The 26,754-nt window shown below is 61.7% G+C and carries 21 protein-coding genes; 8 read left to right on the forward strand and 13 right to left on the reverse strand.

All coding sequences use genetic code 11. From position 1 onward, the window contains the following. Window positions 1-43 precede the first annotated feature (43 nt). Both ACYSMN_RS00220 and ACYSMN_RS00225 read right to left on the reverse strand, forming a co-directional pair. Window positions 44-1,384 (reverse strand): YfcC family protein, encoded by a 1,341-nt coding sequence (locus ACYSMN_RS00220; protein ID WP_488921810.1) that lies wholly within the window; start codon window positions 1,382-1,384, stop codon window positions 44-46. A gap of 47 nt (window positions 1,385-1,431) precedes the next feature. Next, entirely contained in the window at window positions 1,432-3,669 is a 2,238-nt protein-coding gene (locus ACYSMN_RS00225) for an efflux RND transporter permease subunit (protein ID WP_488921811.1), read from the reverse strand. Window positions 3,670-4,078: 409 nt separating this feature from the next. Between ACYSMN_RS00225 and ACYSMN_RS00230 the strand changes: the two genes are divergently transcribed. From ACYSMN_RS00230 to ACYSMN_RS00240, 3 genes are read left to right on the forward strand one after another with little or no spacing between them, the layout of a single operon-like run. Further along, entirely contained in the window at window positions 4,079-4,978 is a 900-nt protein-coding gene (locus ACYSMN_RS00230) for a UbiA prenyltransferase family protein (protein ID WP_488921812.1), read from the forward strand. Window positions 4,979-4,982: 4 nt separating this feature from the next. After that, window positions 4,983-7,586, forward strand: coding sequence for a PEP/pyruvate-binding domain-containing protein (locus tag ACYSMN_RS00235; protein ID WP_488921813.1), 2,604 nt, complete (start codon window positions 4,983-4,985; stop codon window positions 7,584-7,586). Beyond that, the gene (locus tag ACYSMN_RS00240; protein WP_488921814.1) at window positions 7,546-8,646 is read left to right on the forward strand and encodes a hypothetical protein; all 1,101 of its coding nucleotides are present in this window, start codon (window positions 7,546-7,548) and stop codon (window positions 8,644-8,646) included. Before ACYSMN_RS00235 ends, ACYSMN_RS00240 begins: the two co-directional genes overlap by 41 nt. A gap of 200 nt (window positions 8,647-8,846) precedes the next feature. Here the strand turns inward: ACYSMN_RS00240 and ACYSMN_RS00245 are convergent, their stop codons facing one another. The 3 genes from ACYSMN_RS00245 to ACYSMN_RS00255 form a co-directional block, all read right to left on the reverse strand. Continuing rightward, on the reverse strand, window positions 8,847-10,073 hold the full coding sequence (locus ACYSMN_RS00245) for an aminoglycoside phosphotransferase family protein (protein WP_488921815.1): 1,227 nt from the start codon (window positions 10,071-10,073) through the stop codon (window positions 8,847-8,849). Between the two features lie 114 nt (window positions 10,074-10,187). Beyond that, complete coding sequence (locus ACYSMN_RS00250; RefSeq protein ID WP_488921816.1) at window positions 10,188-11,333, reverse strand: DUF3419 family protein; 1,146 nt, start codon at window positions 11,331-11,333, stop codon at window positions 10,188-10,190. A 16-nt stretch (window positions 11,334-11,349) separates the two neighbouring features. Continuing rightward, window positions 11,350-12,783 (reverse strand): AMP-binding protein, encoded by a 1,434-nt coding sequence (locus tag ACYSMN_RS00255; RefSeq protein WP_488921817.1) that lies wholly within the window; start codon window positions 12,781-12,783, stop codon window positions 11,350-11,352. Between the two features lie 357 nt (window positions 12,784-13,140). On the opposite strand from ACYSMN_RS00255, the gene ACYSMN_RS00260 reads away from it, so the two are divergent. Together ACYSMN_RS00260 and ACYSMN_RS00265 are read left to right on the forward strand one after the other, a co-directional pair. Beyond that, window positions 13,141-13,386 (forward strand): hypothetical protein, encoded by a 246-nt coding sequence (locus ACYSMN_RS00260; RefSeq protein ID WP_488921818.1) that lies wholly within the window; start codon window positions 13,141-13,143, stop codon window positions 13,384-13,386. A 416-nt stretch (window positions 13,387-13,802) separates the two neighbouring features. After that, a complete protein-coding gene (locus ACYSMN_RS00265) occupies window positions 13,803-15,353 on the forward strand; it encodes an ArnT family glycosyltransferase (protein ID WP_488921819.1) in 1,551 nt (516 codons plus the stop codon). Between the two features lie 237 nt (window positions 15,354-15,590). On the opposite strand, the gene ACYSMN_RS00270 is transcribed toward ACYSMN_RS00265, so the two are convergent. Next, window positions 15,591-16,040: a GNAT family N-acetyltransferase gene (locus ACYSMN_RS00270; RefSeq protein ID WP_488921820.1), complete on the reverse strand. Its 450-nt coding sequence runs from the start codon at window positions 16,038-16,040 to the stop codon at window positions 15,591-15,593. 162 nt (window positions 16,041-16,202) lie between these two features. Here ACYSMN_RS00270 and ACYSMN_RS00275 point away from each other — a divergent pair, with 162 nt between their 5' ends. Further along, window positions 16,203-16,745, forward strand: a complete 543-nt coding sequence (locus tag ACYSMN_RS00275) for a DUF4136 domain-containing protein (RefSeq protein ID WP_488921821.1) — start codon at window positions 16,203-16,205, stop codon at window positions 16,743-16,745. Window positions 16,746-16,841: 96 nt separating this feature from the next. Here the strand turns inward: ACYSMN_RS00275 and ACYSMN_RS00280 are convergent, their stop codons facing one another. The 3 genes from ACYSMN_RS00280 to ACYSMN_RS00290 all read right to left on the reverse strand — a co-directional run bounded on the left by ACYSMN_RS00280 (window position 16,842) and on the right by ACYSMN_RS00290 (window position 20,724). Beyond that, window positions 16,842-18,041, reverse strand: coding sequence for a Gfo/Idh/MocA family protein (locus ACYSMN_RS00280; protein ID WP_488921822.1), 1,200 nt, complete (start codon window positions 18,039-18,041; stop codon window positions 16,842-16,844). A gap of 109 nt (window positions 18,042-18,150) precedes the next feature. Continuing rightward, window positions 18,151-18,972, reverse strand: coding sequence for an aldo/keto reductase (locus tag ACYSMN_RS00285; RefSeq protein ID WP_488921823.1), 822 nt, complete (start codon window positions 18,970-18,972; stop codon window positions 18,151-18,153). A 21-nt stretch (window positions 18,973-18,993) separates the two neighbouring features. Further along, window positions 18,994-20,724: a PQQ-dependent sugar dehydrogenase gene (locus ACYSMN_RS00290; RefSeq protein WP_488921824.1), complete on the reverse strand. Its 1,731-nt coding sequence runs from the start codon at window positions 20,722-20,724 to the stop codon at window positions 18,994-18,996. 302 nt (window positions 20,725-21,026) lie between these two features. Between ACYSMN_RS00290 and ACYSMN_RS00295 the strand changes: the two genes are divergently transcribed. Continuing rightward, entirely contained in the window at window positions 21,027-21,404 is a 378-nt protein-coding gene (locus ACYSMN_RS00295; protein ID WP_488921825.1) for a hypothetical protein, read from the forward strand. A gap of 110 nt (window positions 21,405-21,514) precedes the next feature. Here the strand turns inward: ACYSMN_RS00295 and ACYSMN_RS00300 are convergent, their stop codons facing one another. From ACYSMN_RS00300 to ACYSMN_RS00315, 4 genes are all read right to left on the reverse strand, one after another. Continuing rightward, entirely contained in the window at window positions 21,515-22,264 is a 750-nt protein-coding gene (locus ACYSMN_RS00300; RefSeq protein WP_488921826.1) for a sensor histidine kinase, read from the reverse strand. Between the two features lie 236 nt (window positions 22,265-22,500). Then, the gene (locus tag ACYSMN_RS00305) at window positions 22,501-22,965 is read right to left on the reverse strand and encodes a carboxymuconolactone decarboxylase family protein (protein ID WP_488921827.1); all 465 of its coding nucleotides are present in this window, start codon (window positions 22,963-22,965) and stop codon (window positions 22,501-22,503) included. Window positions 22,966-23,022: 57 nt separating this feature from the next. Continuing rightward, complete coding sequence (locus ACYSMN_RS00310) at window positions 23,023-23,601, reverse strand: Crp/Fnr family transcriptional regulator (protein WP_488921828.1); 579 nt, start codon at window positions 23,599-23,601, stop codon at window positions 23,023-23,025. A 105-nt stretch (window positions 23,602-23,706) separates the two neighbouring features. Continuing rightward, a complete protein-coding gene (locus ACYSMN_RS00315; RefSeq protein ID WP_488921829.1) occupies window positions 23,707-24,354 on the reverse strand; it encodes an MOSC domain-containing protein in 648 nt (215 codons plus the stop codon). A 201-nt stretch (window positions 24,355-24,555) separates the two neighbouring features. Between ACYSMN_RS00315 and ACYSMN_RS00320 the strand changes: the two genes are divergently transcribed. Next, window positions 24,556-26,511, forward strand: coding sequence for a tetratricopeptide repeat-containing sensor histidine kinase (locus tag ACYSMN_RS00320; RefSeq protein ID WP_488921830.1), 1,956 nt, complete (start codon window positions 24,556-24,558; stop codon window positions 26,509-26,511). The last annotated feature ends 243 nt before the right edge of the window (window positions 26,512-26,754 follow it).

Raw genomic sequence — 26,754 nt, forward strand, 5'->3', positions numbered from 1 at the left:
GCGTCGGCTCAAGACTACCGCCAATTTCTTGCCAATTAATGACTTACAATCCTACCGCGATACCCATGAGAATAGCGGCTGCGCTCAGGGCCAGCAGCAGCAAGTAGAGCGGCAGCACGAATTTCCACCACTCATCGAACCGGATACCGCAGGCCGCCACGATGGCCATGAGGGCGCCGTTGGTGGGCGTGATTAGCTCGCAGAGGCCGGCGCCGTACTGGTAGGCCAGCACGGTAACCTGCCGGGAGAGGCCGATAAGGTCGGAGAGGGGCACCAGCAGCGGCATGGTGAGCACCGCCTGGCCGCTCACGCTGGGCACCGGCAGGTGCAGGGCCGTGTGCACGCCCATCATGCCCAGCGCCGAGAGCATCACGGGCAGCCCCGCCAGCGGTGCCGACAAGGCATTAACGATGGTATCGACGATCTGGCCCTGCTCCAGCACCACGAAGATGGCCCGCGCGAAACCAATGAGCAGCGCCGAAAAGGCAATGTCGCGGAAGCCGGCAATGAAGCCTTCGGCGGTGCCCGTGAGGCCCAAGCCGCCGACCAACCCCGCCAGCACCCCCAGCGCGAAAAACAACGCCGCCATCTGTTCGAACTCCCAGCCGAGCTTGAGCACGCCGTAGGCAAAGAAGGCGAAGGTGGCCAGCAACAGCAGCAGTACCAGTCCGTGCCGGCCGCTGCTGTTGGTTTCGGCGGCTACTTCGGCAGTTTCCGGAGCCACCCGATGGCGCAGCGCGTAGCGCACCGTGCCGCCTATCCAAAGCAAGAGGGCCAGCGCCAGCACTACCAGCCGGAAGCCCGCCCCCGATAGCAGCGGCAACTGCGCCAGCTTCTGCGCGATGCCCACCTGAAACGGATTCAGCGGACTAAACGCCGCGCCCACCGCCGCCGAGCCAATACTAACGGCCGCCGCCGTGAGGGCTGGGTAGCCAATGCGCCGCATCAGAATGAGCAGCACCGGAATGAGCGGCACGATTTCCTCCTGCATGTTTTCCAGCGCGCCCATCGTCGCAAACAGCACCGAAATGATGGGAATCACCACGGCTTCCTGCCCCCGAAACCGCTCTAGCAGCCAATCTACGCCCCGCCGCAGCGCCCCGGTCTGGTCGACCACCGTGAAGGCCCCGCCGGCCAGAAACACCAGGAAGATAACCGAAGCCGCGTCCACCAGGCCCTTGGGAATATCGACGAGGGCCTGCAAGGGAGTAACCGGCGTGGCGGGCACGTGGTGGTAGGAGCCGGCCACCACCACATCGCGCCCCGTGGCGGCATCGGGGTGCCGGTTGAATACGCCGGCGGGCAGCACGTAACTCAGCAGGCAAGCCAGCAAAATAAACCCCACCAGCAACACCAGCGGATGCGGAAAGCGAATCGTCTTCATGCCGCGAAGGTAAGGCCGCGCCCGGCTTGGCTGGCCAGCGCGCCGCGCTATTCCCGGTCGAACCGCTCCAGTACCAAGGGGAAGAGGATGATTTCACCATAGAGGGCCGCGGCCAGTGCTACGGCCGTCAGGATGCCGAACAAGGCCACGGTTTGGAGCGAAGCCAGGCCCATTACGGCGTAGCCGGCCAGCAGCACGAGACTAGTGAGCACAATGGTGGGGCCGATGCGGGTGATGGTGCCCAGGCGCGCGGCGGCCGGAGAGTGGCCGGCCTGCCGCTGCTGGCGGTAGAGGTGAATATAATGCACCGTATCATCGACGCACAGCCCCAGCACCATCGCCGCAATACTGGCCGTGGCCGTATCGAGGGAGATATGCAGCCAGCCCATGGTGCCGAGCAGCACCAGCACCGGAAACAGGTTGGGCACCACCGTCAGCAAAGCCAGCCGCAGACTACGCACGTACAGCCACACCAAGCCAAACACCACTAACACCGCCAACAGCAGGCTTTGCGTTTGGGAAGTAGTGACGTACTCGGTGATGCGCGCGTAGAGCGGCTGGTAGCCGGCCGGGCGCACCCTCGCCACCGGCCCCAGCGTGTGGCGGGCCATGCGCAGCAGCGTGTCCATCTTGGCCGTAAGCTGCCGCGCCGAGAGCATTCGCCCCAACACCGTGATGCGGCCCGTCCGGCTGCTGTCGTGCAGAAACTGGGTGGACAGCGCCGGGTAGTCGGTACGCAGCCGCTCACTGACGCGGCGCAGATTGCCCTGGCTGTGCATGGCCGCGCGGCCCCGGCCCGGAAACTGGGTTTCCAGCGCCATTTCGTATACGGTCTGAAACCCAAACACCCGCCCCACGCCCGGCAGCGTCCGCACCGAATCGGTGAAAGCCAGGGCGGCGCGCACCACGGCCGTGTCGTCGAGGGGGCGGCCGGCGCGCGGCTCTACCAGCAGCTCCAGCGGCATGTAGGGGCCCCACGTAGCTTCTATGGCCTGATGGTCGAGCACCACGGAATGCTGCTTAGGGAAGTAGCCTAGCGTATACGTGTCGGCTTGCAGCCGCCCCAGGCCCACGGCCGCCAGCAGTCCCAACCCCAATGATAGCAGCGCGAACCGGTCCTTGTGGCGCAACAGAAAGGTATACAGCCGGGCCAGGCTCTGGCCGGTAGCGCGGGTGGCGCGGGGCCGGGGCCGCGCGTGGGGCAGCACGAGCACGCCTAACGCAAACGTGAGCACGAAACAAAGCCCAATGCCCAGCGCCGCGTACAGGCCGAAGTCGCGCAGAATGGTCATGGGGCTCGTCGTAAGCGCCAGAAAGCCCGCCGCCGTGGTCAGCATCGTGGCCAGACAGGGCGAAAAAGTGTGCCGCAGCGCCGCCAGCGCACTATCCCGTGTCGACATGCCCGGCTCCGCCAGCAAATTGCGCTCGTTCACGACGTGCATGGCGTCCATGATGCCGAGCAAAATCAGCAGCATGGGCAGCAGAATAGTCATCAGGTTGAGGCGGTGACCCAGCGCGCCGTACACGCCCAGCGTGAGGTAGGTAGCCAGCCCCACGATGCCTAGCACGTACAGCAACAGCAGCGCGTTGCGATACAGCAGCACGAAGGCCGCAAACATCAGCACGTAGCCGAGCCCCAGAAACAGGCCGAAATCGTGCTCGGAAAGTTGGTTAAGGCCGGCGTATACCACACCCACGCCCCCTAGGTGCGCGTGCCCGACGGGAATGTGCCGCGCTACGGCTTGCTGTACCTGGGCGAGAATAGGGCCGCGCTGCGCGTCGAAGCTTGGATGGCGGCGGAGCACTACCAGGAACCGCGCCGTTCGGAAATCGGGACTGAACAGCTGCTCCCGCAACAGGGGCTGCGCGGCAAGCTGCGCGCGGACCTGCGCGGCCGTGGCACCCGGCGGCAGTACGGGCCGGGCTTCCCAGCCTAAGGTGCCGCGCCGGGGTACGGTAGCATTGCTCGGACCCAGCACGCTGGCCACGGCCGGCAACGTCTCCAACGCCTGGCTCAAGGACCGCAGCCGTCGGAAGTAAGTTGGCGTTAGAAGCGTCGCGTCGTCGTGCACCACTACTATCACTACTTCGTCGTTGCCGAAGCGGCGCTGAAAATCGTGGTAGGCGCGCAGAGCCGGGTCGCCTTCCAGAAACCAAGCCGCCAGACTATTGTCGATGGAAAGCGCCGCCCGCACGCCCGGCCACAGCAGTCCGCATAGCACCAGCAAGCCCGCCAGAAACCAGTGGCGTAATCGGTATAGGAGATCTATGATGTAGCCAGACATATGGGGCAATGTAGGCGGCGCGGTCCTCAAGCTCCCAAGCCGGACCCCAGCGGCAGCAAGGAACGAAGCTCCGGCGAAGCACGAACGGCGCGGCCCGTAGCTTGTGCCACGTGAGTAGTAAACTGCCCCGAAGGAACCGACTTTCAGGTTGGCTTTAAGAGAATAAGTTGTGAATAAAGGACTTTTATCTTGAAATATTTGGTGGCTAAACCATATCTATATTTATAAGTAAAGGTTTGATTACAAAAAAGTTATAAAGTATAACACTCTGCAATATTTCAGACTTCGACTTTTCGGCCACTTTATGAACAGCTAGCATCATTGTAGGCCTTCCATCAGTATTGTTGCAAAGTGGTTTTTCGGCCGCGTTCCGTGTCTGCTTGACCAACTCCACTCACCCTTTCCCCACATGGCTTCTTCTACGCTACGCGCCTTAGCTGCCTACAGTCAGGAACGGTTTCCGCTCGTCAACATGGGGCTGTTTGCCATTGTGTTCCTGACCGTGTATGCTGTAGCTCATGCCGCGGTGCCGGCCGGTGGAGCTGCTTTCGGGCCCGGTGAAGTGGTGGGCATTCTGGCTACTATTTCCTTCTTTTTTCGGCTGCGCGTATTCGATGAAATCAAGGACTACGCCACTGACTTAGAGCATTTCCCGCAGCGTGTGCTGCAATCGGGGCGCGTGACGCTGGGGCAGCTGCAGCGGCTGGCTTGGCTTGGCCTGGCGTTGGAAGCGGGTTGGTCGGCATGGCAAGGCTTTCCTGTACTAGCAGCCTGGGCCCTGGCCGTGGCCTATAGCCTGCTGATGCGTTACGAGTTTTTCGTGCCCAACTGGCTGCGGGCCCGGCTGGTGCTCTACGCTTTCACGCATTTGCTTGTCATGCCGCTGGTCATTTTCTGGCTCTGGACGGCCTACGCCGGGCCAAACTTTAGGCCAGCGCTGGTTCTCTTAGGACTGCTGAGCCTGCTCGGCGGACTGGCCTTTGAAATAGCCCGCAAAATCAAAGCCCCCGAAGCGGAGCGGGTGGGGGTAGATTCTTATTCCCGCACGCTAGGGCTGCGGGGCGCCATTGCGGCGGCGCTAGTCGTGCTGCTGGCTGGCGTGCTGGTGCAGGCCCGGCTGTTGCAGGAACTGGCCGCGCGTTCTTGGCCGCTGGTGCTGCTGGGTGGGTTGTATCTATTGGCCGTTGGCACCTACGCCGTTTGCCTGCGTCTGCCCCGTACCCGGCCCCTGAAGGTGGCCGAATTGTTAGTGTCGCTGGAGCTGCTGCTGAGTTATTTGTCCATTGTGTTGGAGCTAGGACTACGGTAAGCACATGAGCATCGTATCCAACCCATCCGCAAAAGCCACCATCGGAGGCAAAGCCGCGGGCCTCTACCGGCTCCGCGCGGCGGGGGTGCCCGTGCCAGATTTCGTCGTCATTCCCGCCGAAACCTTCGATGCTGTACTGGCCGGTTTATCCACCGACGAGCCCGGCCTTGATGCGCGCCGCCAACGGCTGTCGACGGTCAAGCTAGCTGCGGCCGATGAGGCTGCACTATTCCGCGCGCTGCATGCCTGGGGCTTTCCGGGGCAGCCGATGGTGGTGCGCTCCTCGGTGGCGGACGAGGATGGGCGGCACGCCGCCTTTGCCGGCCTCATGGATTCGTTTCTGAACCTAACCACGCCCGCCGCCGTGTTGGCGGCGGTAGCAGACTGCGCCGCCAGCGCCTATTCGGAGCGGGCTTTGGCCTACCGCCAGCAACTGGGCCTGCCGCTGGCCGCCCGCCCCGCCGTGCTAGTGCAGCGCCAGGTGCAGGCAGTGGTGAGCGGGGTACTGTTCACCACGTTTCCCGACTACCCGCCGGATATGGCCGTGCACGCTGTACGTGGCTTCGGAGAAGCTCTGGTAAGCGGCGCCGTGGCTCCCGATGAATTCTACCTCACCAAAGCCACCAGCACGCTGCGGGTTCAGCAGCTAGCGGCGCAGAAGCAGGCGTTGGAAGCCACGTCGGCGGGCGGGCTGGCGTGGGCGGATATAGCCCCTGACGACACTCAGCCGTGCCTTTCGGCGGCGCAGTTGGCCGAGCTGCACGCCGTGGGCGGCCGGCTGGAACAAGCGCTGGGCGGGCCGCAAGATGTGGAGTTCGTCTTCGATAAGGGGCAATTGTGGGTGGTGCAGGCGCGGCCCATCACGCAGGCCATTCCAGAGGTAGTAGTCTACGACAACGCTAACATTCAGGAGAGCTACTGCGGCGTCACGACGCCCCTTACGTTCAGCTTTGCGCAACGCGCCTACGCCACCGTGTACCGCCAAACCATGCGCGCTCTGGGGCTGCCCGCCCGCACCATCGCGGCCCACGAAACTACCGTGACGCAGCTGCTGGGGCTGGTGCAGGGGCGCATCTATTACAACATCAACAACTGGTACCGGGGCCTGCAACTGCTGCCATCTTTTCGACAGAACAAAGCCGACATGGAGCGCATGATGGGCCTGGAAGAGCCCGTCGATTTCGTGCAAAGCCAGCAGAAAACCTGGCTGGAGAAGCTGCGTCTGCTGCCGCGCCTGGCCCTGAACCTGGCCCGCCTGCTGGCTGCCTTCGCCCGCCTCGACCGGGACGTGGCCGCCTTTCACCGCCGCTTCACCCAGCATTACCGGCACTTTTACGCCTTGCCGCTCCAGCAGCTCAGCGCGGCGGAGCTACTGGCTGAAAAAGGCCGCCTCGATGCCGAACTGCTAGGTCGCTGGACCACGCCCATCATCAACGATTTCTACGTGATGATGACCAACGGCCGCGCCGTGCGCCGCTTGCGCCAGGCCGGGGCCGCCGAGCCCGAGGCGCTGCTGCGCCGCTACCTCGCCACCGACCAGGACCTGGCCAGCACCCAGCCCACGCGCCGCATGCTGGCCCTGGCCGCGCAGGTTTCCGCACAACCGGGGCTGCGGGAGCTTATTCTGGCTTTGCCGGCTGATATAACCGAACAGGCCCGGGCTCTAGCCCCAACGTTTGCCCAGCAAGTGGAGGAGTTTATCGAAGCCTATGGCGACCGGACGGTAGGGGAATTGAAGCTCGAAACGCAGACCATGCGCACTCGTCCGGCGCTGTTCTACACCTACCTGCGGAACTATCTCGCCGCCGACAAGCTGCCTTCGCTCTCCACGGCGGCCGTGCCGCACCAGCACCAGGCCCAGCAAGAGCTGGCTGAGCTGCTGCACGGACAAACTCGGTGGCAGCGGAAGCGGCTGGCGCGGAGCCTGCGGCAGCTGCAACAGGCCATCCGCCACCGCGAGTCGTTGCGGCTGGAGCGTACGCGGCTCTTTGGCATGTATCGGGCGCTGTATGAGACGCTGGGCGCCCGGCTAACGGCCGCCGGCCAGCTGACGGCGGCGCGGGAGGTGTTTTATCTGACCGAAACTGAAATAGCCAGCGCCCTGACTTCGACGGATGCTACCAATTGGCAAAAGCTGGTGCGCGAGCGGCAGCAGGAGTTTGCCGCCTATGCCCAGCAGACGGTGCCCGGCCGCGTAACGGTGCCCGCGCCGCCTTTCCTCGCCGAAACTCTCGACGTGCCCGACCCAACGCAGCCGCTCCGAGGCACTGGCTGCTACCCCGGCCAGGTGCGCGGCGAGGTGCTGGTAGTAACGAGCCCCGACGACAACTTAAACGTGGCCGGCAAAATAGTATGCGCCTTGCGCACCGATCCTGGCTGGGCTACGCTCTTTCCCGCTTGTCGGGGCATCATTATTGAGCGAGGCTCCTCACTTTCCCACTCCGTCATCGTACTACGAGAGCTGGGCATTCCTACTATCATCAACGTGCCCGGCCTCACCCAGCGTCTGCAAAGCGGCTCCCGCATCAACATGGACGGTGCCACGGGCCTCATCAACCTTCTTGCGTATGAAAACAATGACACCCATGACCCTGACCACCATGATTAGCCGCCACCCGTACACCGGGAAGCTGCCGGCTTGGTTTCACGCCGTGCCCGAGCAGGTGTACGCCGGCCAGCGCCATCGGCCCGAAGAGGATGCCGCCCTGCTGGAAGAGTTGTTTGCGCAGGAGTCCACCCGCAACGACCTCACCCTCTACACCGACGAATACGCCACCCTGCGGCTAGTCGGCATTTTCCCCCACGACCAGCCCGAAACGGCTTATTTTGGCTTCTGGGAAACCCTCAACGATGGGGACCTCAACGAAGCAGCCTTCGCGGAACTCCGGGAGGAAGCCCGCCGCCGGGGCTACCGCCGGCTGCATGGTCCGGTCAATTTCAACACGTTTCAGTCTTACCGGGTACGACTGGGAAAAACGCCGGTGTGGGGACAGTTCGACCGGGAGCCGGTGAATCCGTCGTACTATCCGGCGCTGCTGGCCCGGCTGGAATTCGCGCCCATTCTCACCTTCGAAAGCCGCCTCATTCGGGCCGAGGTAGTACCCGACGTGTACACCGATAAGCGGCAGTTGCTGGCGGAGCTGGAGAGCATTCCCTACGATTTTATTCCGCTGACGCCAGCGGCCTGGGAAGCGAATGAAGCGGAGATTTTCGAGCTGGTAAACGCCATTTTCAGCGCCAACCCCGGCTACCGGGCCGTGCCGGTGGAGCAGTTCCAGCGACTCTACAACCGCGAGTACGCGCAACGGCTGTGCCCGCACACGTCGGTGCTGTTTCGGGACCGGGCCACGGGGCGGCTGGCGGCGCTAAGTCTCTGCCATCCCAACTACCAGCCGCTGAACCTGCCCGCCCAGCAGCCGCCCGTGTTTGAGCGCGACTACCCGCTGCTGCCGCACCGGGTGCTACTAGCCAAGACCGTCGGCGTCCACCCCGATTTTCGGCAGCGTGGGCTCATGTCTTACCTCGGCGCTTACGGCATGATGCACTTCCGGGAGCATTACGAAGAAGTGCTGTTCTGCCTGATGCGGAGCGGCAACTACTCCCTGCGTTTCAGCGACGGCCTGCCCACCGAAACCGCCCATTACGCCTTGTGCGGCCAAGACCTGTAGCGCGGGCTTCAGTCCGCAGCTCCCACTTCCTGGCGGCAACCAAGGATTTAGAACTTAGGTGAGAGGCTACGCATACATCTTTCATCAAACAAGCTGCCTCCATTTACTTTCAATCAACTACTCAACGAAAAGCCCCTTAGCTACGCCGAACTCCGGTTCGTGCAGCTAAGGGGCTTTTTGTTGAGTAGCTGCTGGCCTCACTACACCATGTGAGCGGTGGGCTGGCTTTGGGTTGGGGCTGCGGACTGAAGTCCGCGCCACGTTTGAGCTGGCTGCAACTGCGTTAGAGTGTCGAAATAGCTGTGGACTACGCGGGGCAGATAGGGGTAGGGGCTCACGGCGTGGGCCATCATGTACATACCTAGGCGATGCAGGCCAAAATCCAGGGCAGCCAGGCCCGCTACGCGGCGGAAATGCGCGGCATCGGGGAAGAGGCCGGTGCGGGCGTGCAGGCACTGGCGGTAGTAGTCGAGGTAGAGGAGGCGTTGGTCGTAACGGTCCGCATCCAGGACGAAGGCCAGCAGCTCTATTACATCGTAGGCTGGCACGTGGTAGGTAGCCAGCTCCCAATCGTAGGCGCGAAATTGCAATTCACCGTTGGGAAGGCGGCGGAAGCAGGTGTTGCGCGGGTTCAGGTCGTTGTGGACCAGCGTGTGCGGCTGCGCGGCCAACTCGGCCCAGTACGCTGGAATGTGCATTATGGCTTCTTCCAACAGCGCCACGCGGGCCGGACTGTACAGTGCCGGAAATTGCTGAGCCGCATGGTGCAGTAGCGTTTGCCACAGCGGCGCCATCGTCTGCATATATTCTTGCGATGGATAATTGGGCCAGTGGGCGGGTACTGTGGCGCCAGCGGGTTGTAGGTGGAGGGCGTGCCAGGCTGCTAGCTGGTCGAGGGCGGCGCGTAAGTGGGCATCAGTCCACTGCTGGGGCTGGAGCACGGAGTTCAGCAGCTCCACTTCTTCCAAATACTCCATCAGAATGGCGTACTCGGCCCGCTCGTTGTGGCGGTGCAGGCCCCAGATACGGGGCATTAGGGCGTGTTGCTGCTGGTAGAGTTCCAGCTCCCGGTGGTGCGTGTCGTGGAAGCCGGTGCGGGTGGCGTAGGTGGGATAAAGCGCCGCTAGCTCGCCGCCGCAGGCTTGCGCCAGCCCGTTCAGCATAGCCGATACCTCCGCGCCAGGGGGCTTCACCTTCAGCACCATGCGCCGCGTCTGGGGCGGACTATCTGCTTCCGTAAACGTCACTTCCAGCCCCGCGTGCCCTACCGGGCATTGGCTTTGGCCGGCCGTAAGCACTGCCAGAATGCTAGCCGAAGTATCCACCGGCAATGGCCGTACCTCCAGCACCCGAATGTCTTGCTGTGGCGCGTGGCGGCGCATCATCTGCTCCAAAAAATCAGGATGGCAATAGTCGGCGAGCAGCATGGGGATGAAAAAGTAGAGTGAAGAAGTAGCGCGAAGCGGCAGCTTCGCGCATCGTTGCTGCCGTACCCTGACCAAAGCGCCGCCAGAGCCTTGCGCTACGGCTAGCTTCTGGTATCACAGATGCGCGACCATCGGGAGCATGTGCGGATGCCGATAGTATTCGTCGGCTTTCAACTCGACGTCCAGCACCCGCGCGCTATGGAAGTAGAAGCAGCCGCCCGGCCGCTCGAAAACCTGCTCCGAGCGGGTGGCGGCCAGCGGAACGGCGCTGGTGCTATTGATTGCCTGAGTTTGCAGCAGATTCCAAAATACCACCCGCAGCGGCCGGCCGTTGGCGAATAGCGCCTCACTCACCCGCTCAAATTCCAGCGTACTCACGTACTCGAAAATGTTGGACAGACTGGCTTTGGTGATGTGCCGGCCAGCCTCGCTCAGCAGGTATTCCGTAGCCTCACCCGTTGTTAGCGTAAGACGGCCCAGGCGGGCGCGCAGCTGCCAGAAATTCTGTCGCTGGTAGCAGGGCGGCAGCACGGATTCGGGCAGATTCTCGGGCCCGTAAAAGAAGAAGCGGAAGAAGAAATTGTCACGTACCAGCTCCGTAGCCAGCTGGTGGCATAGACGGGCGTAAAAAGCTTCGGCCCCATCCTGCGCCGCGTACCGAAACAGTTCGGGGGCGCGGCCGCAGCTCAGGTTGGCGTCGTTGAAATACGTCAAGAACTGCTGCTGAAACGCCGTGCCGTGCAGGTGCGCCAGGAAGTAGCGGTACTGCTCGGCTAAGGATGGCTGGTGCAGCAATTGGCGCAGATGATGTTGCAGCGTTGCGGGCAGCGTGGGTAGAAACCCGGTAACGTAGCTTTCCAGCCGGCCGGCGGTGAGCAGGCCAGCGGGGTGATTTTCAAAAAATGATGCCCAGTAGGCGCGTAAATCAGCGGGCAAGCTGGGCTCTAGGTCCTGCCACGTGGCCTGCACGGCTCCCGGCCCGTCGAGACCTAGCAGGGCGCGCAGCACCGCGGGGGCGTGGTGCTCAATGAGGTGACACTTGAAGCGCAGCAGCTGGTTCTGCACCGGGTTCAGGTCGATGGCCGTAACGTGGCGCGGCCCGAGCAGCAAGGTGTTGAGCACGTTGCAGCCCGCCGAGCTAATCACCAGCACCTCATCGGTGGGCTGCACGTCTAGCGCGGCAGCCAGCGTACCGGCCGATTCCCACACCAGAGCATAGCGAATGCGGTCCAGGGCGACGTTGTTGAATTCGGATTGCATAGGAGTGGAGTAGGAATCAGGAGAGGCGGTGGTAGAGAATCTTGGAAAGGTGGCGGGCATCGACGGGCAACTCGTGCCGGTGGTGCACGCCCAGGATGGGCAGCCGCGGGAAGGCATCTTGAAGAGCCCGCCACACGGTGCTAGGTTGTACGGCCCCTTGCACGTACACCATAAAACCTTTGGCCGTAGACTTGGCCGCCGCCCGCGCCACGCCGGGCAGCTGGTGCAACAGATGCTCTAATTGGTAGTGCTGCACGCCGTTGTGGGCGGTGTCGTTGCCGCGCCGCGCCGTCAGCACCAGGCTGCCTTGCGCGTCGAAGTAGCCGATGTCGCCGGTGGCGAGCCATTCGCCGGGCGCAGCGGCTACATGAGCACCCCGAACCAGGATTTCGCCCGCTTCGGTGGAGCCGTTTGGCAATTGCAGCGGCGTGAGTTGCCCACCCAAGCGGCATTCCAGCTCCGGCCGCAGGTGGCCTACTACGTACCCCAGACGAGCATCGAGGGGCGCGGCGGTGACTTCCCGGATGGCGATGGGCTCGGCTTCCGAAGAACCGTAAACAACAAACACGGCCGCCCGCGGAAAGCTGGCGCGCAGGGCGTGCAACAGCTTTTCGGGTACCGGTGAGCCGCCCACGCCCACGGCCCACACGGCCGGAAAACTGGCGGGCTGCCAGCGAAGATGATCAAGCAGCCGCTGAAAATAAAACACGTTGCCAGTCAGCGTTTCCACTCTGTCGGCTTGCAGCTGCGCCACGATGCGTGCCATATCGAGTTGGGCCAAGCGGCCGGCTGGTACGGCGGGCAAGATGCTAATGGCGCCCACAGCCAGATTGTGCAGAATGATGTTGGGAAACAGCGGGAAATCGCGCTGGCCGGGCCAGGGCGGGAAAGCGGCGCGTAAGGCCTCGTGCTGCGCCCGCAACACGGCATGGTCTCGCCGAATGGCTTTGGGCCGCCCCGTAGAGCCGGAACTGTGCGATACCAGGGCCGGCAGCTCCGACGTCACGGGCTGCACCACCAGCGGCTCCGTTGCGGGGGCATCGCCTTTAGTCAGGGATAATAATTGCAGCCCGGCCAGTTGCGCCAGGCAGCGCCGCAGCCACGGCTGGTCGGGGGCCAGCACGCGCCCGCCGCTGCCCCGCATCAGGCGCAGCAACTCCAGCCCCGAAATACCGGCTGGAGGGAGCATGGGCACGGCGCCGAGCGCCATAACGGCCAGCAGCGCCGCCACCAACGGCGGCCCTACCGGCAGTAACAACCACACCGAATGTCCCATCAGCAGGCCCTGGGCCCGCAGCCGCAGCTGGATCTGGCGCACGTGCTCCAGCACTGTTGCGCCCGTGTGCGCCACGGCCGACTGCCCCTCCGCGCCCGGCCACACCAAGCACACCTGTTCGGGACGGGCGCGGAGGGTTTGTTCGATGCGGGCGAAGAAATTAGAGGTCGGCATAGGAGAAGCTACTGGGTTGCGTAGGCTCCATAAAACTGAGTAAATTACGGCGTTGTCCAGCGGCCAAAAACGGGCGTTATCAGACTTTCTAAGCGTTGAAATATTACCTGAGAAACTAGTGGAATGTGGGAGCCGAAGCAGAGAAGGTCATGACATTCATCTTACTTTCCGGCCCTGCTTAGCCGCTTTTTCGACGAGTTGATTGGGTTTTCTTCCTGAATTGAGGAAGGGCCTGCTTTCAGCAGATGTTCTTTTGCTGTCGATAGAAATCAGACTTTTTCTAGCCCCATTATAAGCCTGCTGGAATCCAGAAATGGCGATGCTTCGTTGCAGCGCTTTGCATACCCTAAAGTGCGCATGAATTTAATTGTCTTCAAAAAGCTTCCCATGGGCCAGCAGGCCGACTGTCTGCGGCGCGAAGGCCATTTCCTGGCCGAGCGGCGTGAAGACAGTTTCGCGCTCCGGCTCTACGCGCTCGGCGACTTTTACGCCGAGGAATGGCGCGTGCACGATGAAGACCATATTCTCTTTATCCACCTCTTCCAGCACTCCGGTGGCCTGCACGAGTATCTGCGCAAAATCCGGCTGCCGGAGCATTTGTAGCAGTTTTGTAGCGCCAGAGTGTGTACTGCGAAGAGGTCTTTTCGTTTGACATTCAGACTCTTCGCGCCACTCGGAAGCACAAGCAGCTTGTTTCCATGCTACGAATGCAGTACTTCTTAAGGCCTTATATGCATGTTTGCTTTAGCCCCGTAGGGGCGGCAGATTGGTAGTAAAACGTTGGTGGTGAAGACCCAAGCCCCATCGGGGCGACACCCGATTGTGCATGTGTCGCCCCTCCGGGGCTTGACTTTTTTTCTGATTTGACTATGCTACCGATCCGGCGCCCCTCCGGGGCTTCCAATAAGCCGCTGTGCGTAAGGCCTGCTCTTATACCTCACACCTATGATCTTGCCACTCAGAAGTCAATTTTGGTTGGACAGCTAGGCCGGCACATCCGGCAGCTACTATATTGAGGCATGAAGCCTTCCCGTTTCCTGCCGCTGTGGTTCGCGCTGCTCAAATTCATCAGCAGCTACGTGTTGGCCAGCCGCGCCTACGAGCTGCACCGCGACGAATACCTCTACCTCAATTACGGTCAGCACTTGGCCTGGGGCTACTTGGAAGTCCCGCCGCTCACGGCCCTGCAAAGCTGGCTCACGCTGGCGCTGGGTGGCGACTGGTTCTGGGTGAAATTCTGGCCTATCCTCTGGGGTAGCCTCACGGTGTGGGTGGTGGGGCAGCTGATACGCAAGCTCGGCGGCCGAAGCTGGGCGGTGGCGCTGGCCAGCCTCGGGTACATGGTGGCGGGGTATGCGCGGCTCAATTTTCTGTTTCAGCCCAACTCCTTCGAGGTGCTGGCTTTTACGGCGGGCAGCTACGCGCTGGTACGCTATATCCAGACGAACCAGGCGCGCTACCTCTACGGCCTGGGTGCCCTGATGGGCCTGAGCTTGCTCAACAAGTACACTACATTTTTCTACGCGGCGGCGCTACTGGCTGGGCTGCTGCTCACGCCCCAACGGCGCTTGCTGGTCAGCCGCCACTTATGGGGCGCGGCCGGGCTGGCGTTGCTGCTCTGGCTCCCGAACCTGCTGTGGCAACTGGCGCACGGCATTCCGTTTCTGCACCACATGGCCTTGCTCAAAGATTCGCAGCTGGTGCACGTGGGGGTGGCGGATTTCTGGAAAGATCAGCTGCTGATGTGCTTTCCGGTGTTGTGGGTGTGGACGTCGGGGCTATTGGCGCTACTCTTCTACCGCCCGTTTCGGCCGTACCGGGCCGTGGGCTGGCTCTACTTGGCCGGCATGCTCATTCTGACTGGGCTGCACGGCAAAAGCTATTACGCGCTGGGCTACTATCCGGTGTTATTCAGTTTCGGGGCAGTATGGTTGGAACGCGGGCTGGCGCGGTTTCGGTGGGCGCGGGTGGCACGGCCCATGCTGCTGGCGCTGCCCGTGCTGGTGATGCTGCCGCTAGTGCCTTTCATATTCACGCTCTACCCGCCGGCCCACATGCGCGTCGTGGGCGAGAAGTACAAGGGCCTCGGCCTGCTGCGCTGGGAGGATGGCATTGACCACGTGCTGCCCCAGGACTACGCCGACATGTTAGGCTGGCAGGAGCTAGCCGACCAAGTGTGGCACACCTACCAAGGCTTGCCCGCGCTGGTCCGCGCCAACACGCTCATCAAGTGCGATAATTACGGCCAAGCCGGCGCCATCAACTATTTCAACCGCCACCGCTCACTGCCGCCGGCGCACAGCTTCAACGGCTCCTACCTGTTCTGGTTTCCGCCGCGGCCCGCGCAATCCTGGCGCTACTTGCTGCTGGTGGAAGACAATGAACCCGAAGGCGTGGCACCACACTGCCGAGCGTTGCGGAAAGTAGGAGAAGTGGCCAACCCGTTTGCCAGGGAACGAGGCACCGGTATATACTTAGTCACCGAACCCGACAGCTACCTAATGGACCGCATTTATCAAGAGCACCGCGAAGAGTTATCTGCTTGGGAGGGAGATAAAGCGTCGAGATAGAAAGCTGCTTTTGAGAAAGCTGTGAGCGTATTATTTCGATTGGCGAGCCCCAGGAAACTTGCGGCCTCGTGTGTCGCCCCGCGGGGGCTAGGTCATTCCTGCGCCATCTGCCTAACGATATATCGCCCCTCTGGGGCTCATTAACGGCATATTGGGCTAGGCTCTCTACCGGGTGAGTGGAGATAATGAGTGGGTAAATTGATTCTTGGCGGCGTCTGCCGGGCCTTTTTTGTGGGCTTACGGCCGCACCATGTGGATGTGCGGAATGTCGTCTTCCAGGTACCCTTCGCCTTGCTGCCGAAAGCCAAAACTCTCATAGAAGTCTTTCAGATAGAGCTGAGCGCCAATCTGGATGGGTTGCGCGCCGAACAGCGCCTCGCACTGCGCAATAGACTGCCGGATCAGCTCCCGCCCCAGCCCGTAGCGCCGAAATTGCGGACTCACTACCACCCGCCCAATGCTGGCCTCGGGATACACGATGCCGGCGTCGAAGAGGCGGGTATAGGCGGCCAACTCGCCGGTTTCGGTGTGGCCTAGCAGGTGGTGAGCGGCTTGGTCGAGGCCGTCCATGTCCTGAAAGGCACAGGCCTGTTCTACCACGAATACCTCGGAACGGAGTTGCAATAAGGCGTACAGCTCGGCGAGCGTAAGAGCGTCGAAGGGTTTGGCGGTCCAGGTGAGGTACATAACGCGAGAAACGGAAATAGTAGCGGCGGCAAAGATGGTGGGCGTTGAGCGAAGATGCGGCAGGTTGCCTGGCCCCTTTCAATCTGAACCACAGCCCTGCCGGAGCGCGGCGCGTATAGCTAGGCTGCTCTAGACCTGATGGACCTTACCGCTAATTCGCCTATGAAAACGTTCTTTTTGCTGCTTCTGCTGAGCTTTTTCGTCGCCTGTACGCCCGTTCGAGTGGAATCGACCACTCAAACTCCGGGCGTTGATTTCAGCGCCTACAAGACCTATAATTTCCTCGACGTGTCGGCGCGCAACGAGGCCATGTTTCAGGGGCCCGGCACCGGCGTTGAGGAACTGAAACGGGCCGTAGCGCGGGAACTAGAGCGCCGGGGCTACCAGCAGGCCGAGAAGCCCGACGTATGGGTGAACATCGGCGTCGTGACGCAAGACAAGGTGCAAACTCGGGAAACGACCATTCGGGACGCGCCGCGTTACATTGGGCAGCGGCGCTACCACTGGCAGAGCCAGGAAGTGGTAGTGGGCACCTACGAAGAAGGCACCGCCACCGTCGATATCGTGGATGCGGCCCGCAACGAGCAAATCTGGCAGGGCGTAGCCGCCAGCACGCTCACCAAGGACCCGGCCAAACTCGCCGCCCGCATCAGCGAGGCCATCACGGAGATGTTCGAAAAGTACCCGGTTCCGCCCCGGCAATAGCTCGAAACAGCTGCCTCCGCATGACGGCCTAAACAACGGTTTTGCGCCAGATGCTTACTTGCATCAGCATGATAACATCAGCATGATAAACTATAGCTACTTGCTGTTCACTCTGTCGATTACCGCTATTACGTCTTTGGTGGAGACCTTCTGGCCGGTTTCGGCGGCGCGGTAGATGGCTTGTAGGATTTGGATGTCGCGCAGGCCCATTTCGCCGGGCACGCAGGTGGGTTTGTTGTTGAGCACGCAGTCGGCGAAGTCGTCCATTTGGCGGGTTTGCTGGGGTACGTTCTGGATGTTCATGGCACCCTGGCTGGTGCGGCCTTGGAGTCCGCCGTAGCCGAAAGCGGGCTGTAGCTCCATCCAGCTCTTGGCGGTTTCGGCACGCAGGCGGCTGTCGAGGTTTTCGGCGTAGCTGGTGCGGCAGTCGGCCACGGCGCCATCGGCAAATTGCATCTGCCAACTCACGCCCGCCTCCACTTCCTTGAATAGCACGGGGTCAGTTTTGGGCGCGAACTTGGCCGTGACGGAAACCGGCAATTCGCCTTTGGTGTAGAGCACGCCTTGCACGCAGTAAATGCCCATATCCATGAGCGGCCCGCCGCCGGCTAGCTCCTTGTCCACGCGCCAGGGCGTGTCGTTGTTGAAGCGGAAACCGTTGTCAGCCATCAGATTTTTAATCGGCCCAAACACCTGCTGCTGGCCCAGGCGCATCATTTCCTGGTGGTGGGGCTCGAAGTGCAGGCGGTAGCCAATGCTGAATTTCTTGCCGGCCTTCGCCATAGCCGCTATCATGCGGCGGCAGTCGGCAGCGGAAACGGCCATCGGCTTCTCACAAATAACGTGCTTGCCCGCCCGCGCGGCCCGCTCCACGTAGGCGGCGTGCAAGCCCACCGGCAGCACTACGTACACGATGTCGATATCGGGGTTGTCGACTATGCGGTCGAAGGTTTTATAGTCGTAGATATTCTTGTTGGGGATGTTGTACTGCTGCTTCCACTTGGCCGCTTTAGCGGGCGTACCCGTCACGATGCCGGCGAGCTTGCAGAGCTTGGTTTGCTGCAAGGCCGGCGCCAACTGCCCGGTACTGTACTTGCCCAGGCCCACCAATGCCACGCCCAGCTGCTTGCCCGTTTGCAGGGCCTCCAGGCTGGCTGGTCCGTAGCCGGTTTCGGCCAACCAAGCCAGCGGCCCACTCAGCGCCGAAGTGCCCACGAGCGTAGCGCCTAGCCCCAATGACAACGTGCGCATAAACTCCCGGCGGGAGGCAGAGGAAAGGGAGTCGAAGGTTTTCATAGCAGGAGCGGGTTGGTTGCAACCAGAGGTACCTCAATCAGCGGCTGATGGTTACGGATGAGCGGCTGCCCGGGCCCCGACAGCTTACCATGCTGCCATGCGCCCCGTGCTACAGCTCCCGTACGAAGGCCGCCATCTTCTCGCGCGTGGCCTGGTCGGGCAATTCACCGGTACCGGCTTGCAGGTTATCGGTGAGGTGCTGCGGGTTGCTGGTGCCGGGAATGACGCACGTGACGGCAGGGTGGGAGAGGATGAACTTGAGCAGGAATTGCGGCCAACTCGTGATGCCCAGCTCCGCGGCCCATGCCGGTAGCGGTTTGGTGCGCACGCGCGCCAGCAGCCCGCCTTCCGTGAAAGGCCGGTTGATGAGCGTGGCCACGCCAAGGTCGGCGGCCGCGGGGAGCAGGCGTTGCTCGGCGTGGCGGTCGAGAATGGAATAGTTGAACTGCACGAAATCAAACCGTTCCAGCCGTAGCACGCGCTCTAGCTCGCCGTGCATGGCATCAGTATAGTGCGTGATGCCGAGGTAGCGAATACGGCCGGCGGCCTGCCAGTCGCGCAGCGTGGGCAGATGCGTTTGCCAGTCCACGAGGTTATGAATCTGGAGCAAATCCAGCGCCGGGCGGCGCAGCTTACGCAAGGATTCTTCCAGCTGCCGGACACCCGCTTCCCGCCCCTGCGTCCAGACTTTGGTGGCGTAGAAAAATGAGTCCTGCGCCACCAGATTCGCCGTTAGCTCGCCTACCACTTCTTCCGCCCGCCCATACATGGGCGAGGAGTCGATGACGGAGCCACCGGCCGCGTGCAGCATTTCGAGCGTTTGGCGCAACGGCGGATGCGCTGCCGACCCGCGGACATCGAACGTTTGCCAGGTACCCACCCCAATAGCGGGCAGCGGCTGCTGAGAAGAAGGAATGAGGCGAGTGAGCATGGTGGATGGGTAGCGTAAAATTCACTGATGCCGTAGCGCTTCAAGCAGCGCCGGCGCGTTTTGGCGTAGCTGGTCTTTTTCCTTAACAGTTAGCGTGGTTTTGAGCAGCAGATCGAATAGGGGCCGTTGCGCTGCTGGTAATGCGGCCCGTTTCGCGCTACGATCTTGCGGTTGTAGTTTCTGCACCAAGACAGTTGCGTCCCGCGCGGCTTCGTCGTCGGGGCTAAAAGACTTTGGGGCTGCTTCAGGAGCGGCGGCTGAACCGCCGCCCAGGTAGCTAAACTCTATGACGCAGCCTTTGCAGGCAGTGCCTTTGGGGTCTTCCGCGGAAGGGCCGGAGGTGATGCTCGTGCTGTCGGTGGCGAGGTAGAGCCGGGTGCCGTCGGGGGAAATAGCCAGGTCGCGGTAACGCACGGGGGCTTTGAAGTACATGAGCGTATCGCTGGCTACGGCGCCGCCGTCGGGAGTGAGTTGGAGGCGCACGAGCTGGCCGGTTTTGAGCGTCGGAATCAGCAGCGAGTTTTGCCAACCCGGAATGGCGGGAGCCGTGTACACCGCTAGGCTGCTAGGAGCTTCCGATTGCCAGCTGGGTTGATTGGGGTCGTGGTTGCGGGTGCGCGTAAGCACGTCGCTTAGAAACTGGTGACTCAGGGGGTAAAGCGTAGCCAGTGGGTCGTGGTAGCTAGGGCCCAGGGCGGCAGCGTTGGCCCGCTCGCTGACGATGGTGGGGTAGGTGGTGTGCCAGGGACCGGGCAAGTTGGCGTGCTCAGAAGCGGCGGCAGCCAGGCCATCGTAGTTGCCATCGGCGAAGCCCAGCACCAGCGGGTGGCCATAGTTGCCGCCCCGCTCCACCAGGTTCAACTCATCGTCGGAAAATGGCCCGTGCTCCGACGCGTACAGCCGGCCGCGGCCACCTACTACGGCGTAGGCCAGCCCTTGGGCATTGCGGTGGCCCAGGCTCCACACTGCGTTCTGCCGCTTCTGGCTGCCGAAGGGGTTGTCGTTGGGAATCCATTGGTTGCTAGCTTTGGCGTCCGCGTCGGGTTCGAGGTTGAAGCGGAGGATTTTGCCTTCGTAGGAGTCGGAGCGCTGGGCGTGGTTGGGCCGCCCGCCGTTCTCAAACTGACCGGCGCCTAGGTCGCCCACGGAGTAGAACAGGTAGTCGCGCCCCGCTACGGGCGCTATCAATAGGCGGCCGGCGTTGTGGTCGTTGCTGGCCGGGATGGTGTCGCAGAGCACGAGCGGGCGGACCAAGGTTTGAGCGGCAGCATCGTATTCGTAGCGCACCAGGCGGGCGGTGAAAAACTGGCCGCCGAAGTTGGGGGCGCTGCCGTTGCTGAGCTTCTGCGCGCCTTTGTAGTCGTAGATGTAGGTCAGATAGACGTAGGGCTTGCCCTGGAGCAGTTGCGGGTGCAGCGCCAGGCCCATCAAGCCGCCCTGGGGCCAGGGTTTGCCGCCGTCCTGGGCGTCGGGAATTTTGTCGTAGCGCGGGAAATTGCGGGCGTGGCTCAGGTCCAGCAAGACGGTGCGAGTCCCGGTGGCGGGGTCTAAGCGACTAACGCGGTAGCCGTGGGATTCAGTTAGCCACAGGAAATTATCGGGGCCGTAGGTCAGCTCCCACGGGTCGCTGAGCTTACTGACTATCACGCGCCGCGCAAACCGTTCCCCGCGCGGACCCACCACCGTTTGGGCCGCCACGGAGCTGATTAGCAGCGTCCATACACTCCAGAAAAGGATACATCGAGCCCACATAAACACGCGAGAATTTGCTGAAAAGCTGTTGTTGAGAAGCGGCTTTTCTTACTCCCAAGCGGCGGGCTATGTTATGTCGACCTTGCGGTGGGCGGTGGAGTGCCAGGCTTCTGAGGGCGAGGACGAATTCGTGGTTCAACTGCCTAAAATGTATCGCCGTAGATGAAATCAGTATAAACATCTACCCTGAGCGCCGTATAACGTAGGCTATGGAGCAGCGGATAAAGCGCCGCTCTACCAGTAAAAGGTCCACCAGTCAAGGTGCGTCCTAATTTTCCAATTAAGCCTTAGCTGTACGCGCGATGAGCAAGAACAAAATCAGTAAAAACAAGAAGAAGACCAACGAGAAAAAGGGCCTTAAGAACCTGAACCTGGGCGGCCTCAAGAATCTCAAGGGCCTCAACAAGCTCAATAAACCGACCCTCGTGGGGGCTGCCGTAGCCGCCGTAGCTGCCGCTGGAGTTTACTACCTGACCAAAGGCGGCGGAACTCTCGGCGCTTCCAAAAAAGGAGCTTCCACTGCCGGCAAAGCCAGCAACGGTGCTAGCGGTGTTGCGGGCAGTGCTACCACCGCCCCCGTCGACGTAGCCCTGACCAACGAAGTAGCCAGCGCCACCGAGCACAACCCCAACAACGCTGGCGACTTCACCGACGACGGCGCCACCGGCAACGCCGACTAGTAGCTTCTGCTGAAAAACACGTCCGGCCGGCTTTTCCTGTTGTAAGGAAGAAGCCGGCCGGACGTGTTTAGACTGTTCCCGCACAATGCGCGGAGGTAGGCGGGTTACTGTTAGGCCGGCAAGGTTATCGTGATTTCCGTGCCTTCTCCTTCCCGCGTATCCACCGTGAGCGTGCCGCCGTGGCCCTGCGTGACGATATCGTAGCTCAAGGACAGGCCTAGGCCGGTGCCTTCGCCGGCTGGTTTGGTGGTGAAGAAGGGCTGGAATATTTTAGCTTTCGCGCTTTCAGGAATGCCCGTGCCGTTGTCGCGCACACGAATTTCCATTCCGTTTTCCAAGCGTTTCGTGGCTATGGTTACAGTCGGTTCGTAGGCTGGTGCGCCGGCTTGCTGGCGTTGGCGGAGGGCATAAAAAGCGTTAGTCAACAGATTCAGCAGTACCCGGCCGAGCTCCTGCGGTACTACCGGTACGGTGCCTAGCGCGGGGTCGAAGTCCGTGATGAGCTTGGCGTTGAAGCTCTTGTCCTTGGCCCGCAGGCCGTGGTAGGCTAAGCGCAGATATTCATCGGCCAAGGCGTTTAGGTCCGTTGGCTCCCGTACGCCCGCGCTGCTGCGCGAGTGTTCCAACATGCCTTTCACAATGGAAGAAGCCCGCTGCCCGTGGTGGTTGATTTTCTGAAGGTTCTGCTTGAGGTCACCGAGTAGTTCCGTTTCGAGGGCCGTATCGCGGGCGGACTTGTCGTGTTCATCCGCCAGCTCTTGCACCAGTTCGGTACTCAGTTCAGCGAAGTTGTTGACGAAGTTCAGCGGGTTTTGAATCTCGTGCGCGATGCCGGCCGTGAGTTCCCCGAGCGAAGCCATCTTTTCGGCTCGGCCTGAATGAGCTGCGCCTGAGTGGTTTTGAGGTGGTTGAAGGAGTGTTGCAGCTCGGCCGTGCGCTCTTGCACCTGTTGCTCACGCCCTGGTTCCTGAGCCGAATTCGTGCAGGAGTCAGGGTGTTTGTGTGCTTGCGAACTAGCGGGTGTGGCCCGTACCGCTTTGAAGTTTGCTGTCTACGCTTGCCAAGAAACTACAGTGGACACCGCCCCCTCTGTGGGTTAGGCTTCGATGGGCAGCTGCGTGCTAATGGCAATACGATTCCAGGCATTAATGGTGACGATGGCCATGATGGCCTGCGCCAGGTAATGCTCGTCGAACAAGGCTGCGGCCTGCTGATAGGTAGCGTTGGATACGTGCTGGCCGATGAGGGTTACTTCTTCCGTCAGCGCTAGGATTGCCTGTTCTTCGGGCGTGAATAGGGTGGTTTCGCGCCAAGCAGCCACTAGGTACAAGCGCTGCTCCGTTTCGCCCATTTTGCGGGCATCGCGGGTGTGCATGTTGATGCAATAGGCGCAGCCGTTGATCTGCGAGGCCCGCAGCTTAATCAGTTCTTTATGGGTGGGGCTGAGCTGCGAAGTGCTGAGATATTTCTCCAGGGCATACATGGCTTTGTAAGCCTCGGGCTCGATTTTCTGCATGTTGAGACGCATCTTCTGGGGTTGGTTAGGGGTTGAAGGAGGCATCAAATTTCCGCCGCCAGACACGGAAAGCACTTAATCTAGTTCAAGAAACGCGGCCCGCTAGTGGTGCCCAACTTTGGCCCTGATTTTACTCAGGAACTCCGGCGTGAACCCCAGGAAGGAGGCGAGCATGTATTGCGGCACGCGCTGGACAAACCCCGGAAACCGGTCGTTGAAATGATGGTAGCGAGCCTCACCCGACAGGCTGAAGAGAAACGTAATCCGAAACGTGGCCGCGGCCGCCGCTTTTTGCAGCAGAATGCGGAAATACCGCTCCAGCTGCGGCAGCTGCCGGAACACTTCTTCCTCTACTCGCTTGTCGAACACCACCACCTCCGTCGGTTCGATGGCCTGAATGAAGAACTGGGAAGGCGTTTGCGTATCGAGGCTGGCGTAGTCGGTCAGCCACCAGTTTTCGATGCTGAACAGAATGGTTTGCTCAACGCCTTTCTCGTTGACGAGGTAGGTACGCAGGCAGCCGCGGAGCACGAAGTAATTGGCCGGACACACCTGCCCGGCCGTGAGCAGATAATCTTTCCGCGCAACGGTTTGCCGGCGCAGAAAGTTTTGCAGCGTGTCGGCTTCCGCCGCCGTCAGGGGCACGTACTGGGCAATATGAGCTAGGAGGGCCGCGTACATATTAGCGTCTGTGGACGGTGGCGGTTGAGGTCGTTCGGCTTCTCTGCACGTTATGCTTCATCTGGCGTCCGCGTCGTCGAATACTCATTGCCTGCAAAAATGGCGTTAACCGCCGTTTTCTTCCACAAGCCGGCTGAGCCGCTCCCGCCAGGATGGCGTCAGGTAGGGTATGTCGAGCATTTCCTGGAGCTTGCGTGTGTCTTTGGGGCCGGCTGTGTTGTAGTCCGTCAGGTTCTGAATGGTGACGGCGTAGGGCGAAGGCTGCACCAGCGTAATGGGGTTGCCGGCTTGCAGCACACCTTCCTGGAGCACCCGGAAATAGATGCCGCTGCGCCCCGACTGCTCAAAGCGCCGCACCATGCTCTCATCCTGCAACCGGATACCGAGCTTGAAGCAGGGCTGCCGGGGCTGAATGGCCATCAGCACGGCCGTGCCTACTTGGTAACAGTCGCCTATCCGCACCTGGTTTTCGAACAGGCCCGCCGTAGTCAGGTTCTCGCCGAAAGCGCCCGGTACTAGCTGGTCGGCGGGCAGATGCTGCTGCCAGAAAGTGTAGTGCTCCTGCGGATACGCGTATACGGCCTTGTTGGGGCCGCCGTGCACGCGTAAATCCGCCTGCCCATCACCAGCTAGGTGCTCGGCGTGCACCTGCACCGGCTCGGCCACGGGCTGCTTAAAAATGCTGGTACGCACCACCTTTCCCTTCCAAGCTACTTCCTGAGGCAACCCAATATTGACGGAGACGATGTGCATGGCAGTGGTGCGTGAGTGCTAAGCTGGCGCAAGATAAGTGTAAGCCGCCTAGTGACCGAGGACAGGCAAACTCCACACTAGTTAGCGTTGGCTTTTGAAAACATTCAGGCATCTTGCCGGATATTAACGGGCCCAAATATTTGTTGCGGTGCCAGAGAAGTCACTGTTGCTACCCTCACTTCCTGCCTGTTCACCTGTTGCATGTCGTATTGGCTTCGGTTACTGGTAATTGGGTTCTTGCTGAGCGTGGGCCTTGGGTTCAGCGCCGCGGCTCAGAGCCCCGGCCTCGACAGCCTACGCGCCCTGGTGCAACAGCCCCGGCCCGATAGTAGCCGGGTGCTGCTGCTCTGCCAAATGAGCGACCAGTACTGGGCCCTGCGCACCGATTCGGCCGCGGCTTACGCCCGGCGGGCGCTGGTGCTGGCCCGCCGCATCGGGTACCGCCACGGCGAGGGGGAGGCCCTCAACCGGCTAGGCTCGGCGCTGCGGGAAAGCAACCTGGCGCGGGCGCTGGAGCTGTTTCAGGAGTCATTGCGGCTCGGTGAGGCCACCCACGACCGGCGCCTGCAAGCCCAGAACCTGCGGAGCATCGGCATCATCTACGTGTACCTCCGCGACCGGCAGCAGGGCCTGGCCTACTATTTCCAGGCGTTGCGCCTGGGCCGCGAGTTGCGCGATGAGCGTCGCCAGGTAATCGACCTCAGCAACATTGGCTTGGCCTACGACCTCTATAACGAGGTGGATTCGGCCGCCTACTACCAGCAGCAAGCCTACGCCATGGCCCGCCGCCTGGGCACGCCCACCAACTATATTCTCTACGGGCTAGGCCAGGTGGCGCGCAAGCAAGGCCGCCCCGCCGAGGCTATTGCGCTCTACCGCCGCAGCCTCGCGGAGTCGAAGAAGCTGCGGCATCAGCGCTGCCTCAACTTCGCCTACGTGGGCCTGGCGCAGCTCTACCAACAGCAAGGCCGCCCCGATTCCAGCATTTACTATGCCCGGCTGGGAGTGGCCGCGGCCCAGCAAAACGGCTTCCTGCGCGGGGTGCTCAATGCCAGCACCTTGCTCACGCAACACTTCAAGGCCCGCGGCTCCATTGATAGCGCCTTCAAGTACCAGACCCTGTTGCTGGCCATGAAGGACACGCTGTTTGGGCAGGAAAAGGTGATGCGCGTGCAAAGCATCAACTACCGTGAGCAGCAGCACGAGCAGCAGATAGCCGCCGACCAAGCCGCCCTCGAAGCCCGCTACCGCACCTACGCGCTGCTGGCGGGGCTGGCGGGCCTGCTCGGTCTCACGGTGCAGCTCGTGTATTATAACCGCCAGCAGCGCCGCACCAACGCCGCCCTGCAAGCCTCGTTGGCCGAACTGAAAGCAACCCAGGATCAGCTGGTGCAGCGCGAGAAAATGGCTTTTCTGGGCGAACTGACGGCCGGCGTGGCCCACGAGCTGCAAAACCCGCTGGGTTTCGTGAAGCAGTTTGCCGCCGTCAGCACCGACCTCATCGACGAAATCAACGGCACCCAGCGCCTAACCCGCGACGAGCAGCTGGAGCACGACATGCTCGATGGGCTCAAGCAAAACCTGCTCAACATCAGCCAGCACGGACAGCGGGCTACGGCCATCATCAAGGGCATGCTGGAACACGCCCGCACTGGCCAGGCCCCGCGCCTCCCCACCGACCTCAATCAACTGGTGGAGGAAAACCTGCGGCTTGCCTACGAGGGCCTGCGCCAGCAACACCCCGATTTCGAGGCCGACTCGCAGCTCGATTTGGGGGCCGGTCTACCGCTCGTGCCGGTGGTAGCTCAGGATCTGGGTCGGGTGCTGCTCAATCTCTGCACCAATGCTTTTTACGCCGTGCGTCAGCGTCAGCAAACCGGCGAATCCGGCTACCGCCCGGAAGTGGCCGTAAGCACCCGCGCCCAGCCCAGCGGAACCATCGAAATCCGGGTGCGCGACAACGGTCCCGGCATTCCGGCCCAGGTGCGGGCGCGCATCTTCGAGCCGTTCTTCACCACCAAACCCGTCGGCGAAGGCACCGGCCTGGGCCTTTCCCTGAGCCACGACATCATCAGCCACGGCCACGGTGGCACGCTTACGGTGGATACGCAGGAGGGAGAAGGCACCGAATTCGTGATTACGCTGCCCAAAGGGTAGCAGGCACTTCGAGCTTAAGGGCCCTTGTCCGGCTCAGTATCCGAAATCTGGGATGAACAGCCCTAGTTGCTGTCAGGTGCGGAGCTGGGCGTCGAAGCCCCGGCGGGGCGGCATATCGGTAGTCGTGATGCATCACACACAGTTTTAAAAGCCCCATCGGGGCGACACTAATCGTGAGGTGTCGCCCCGATGGGGCTTTATATACTATTACAGATGGAGTTTCTACTGATATGCCGCCCCGCT

The organism is Hymenobacter sp. M1-2 (assembly GCF_057808495.1).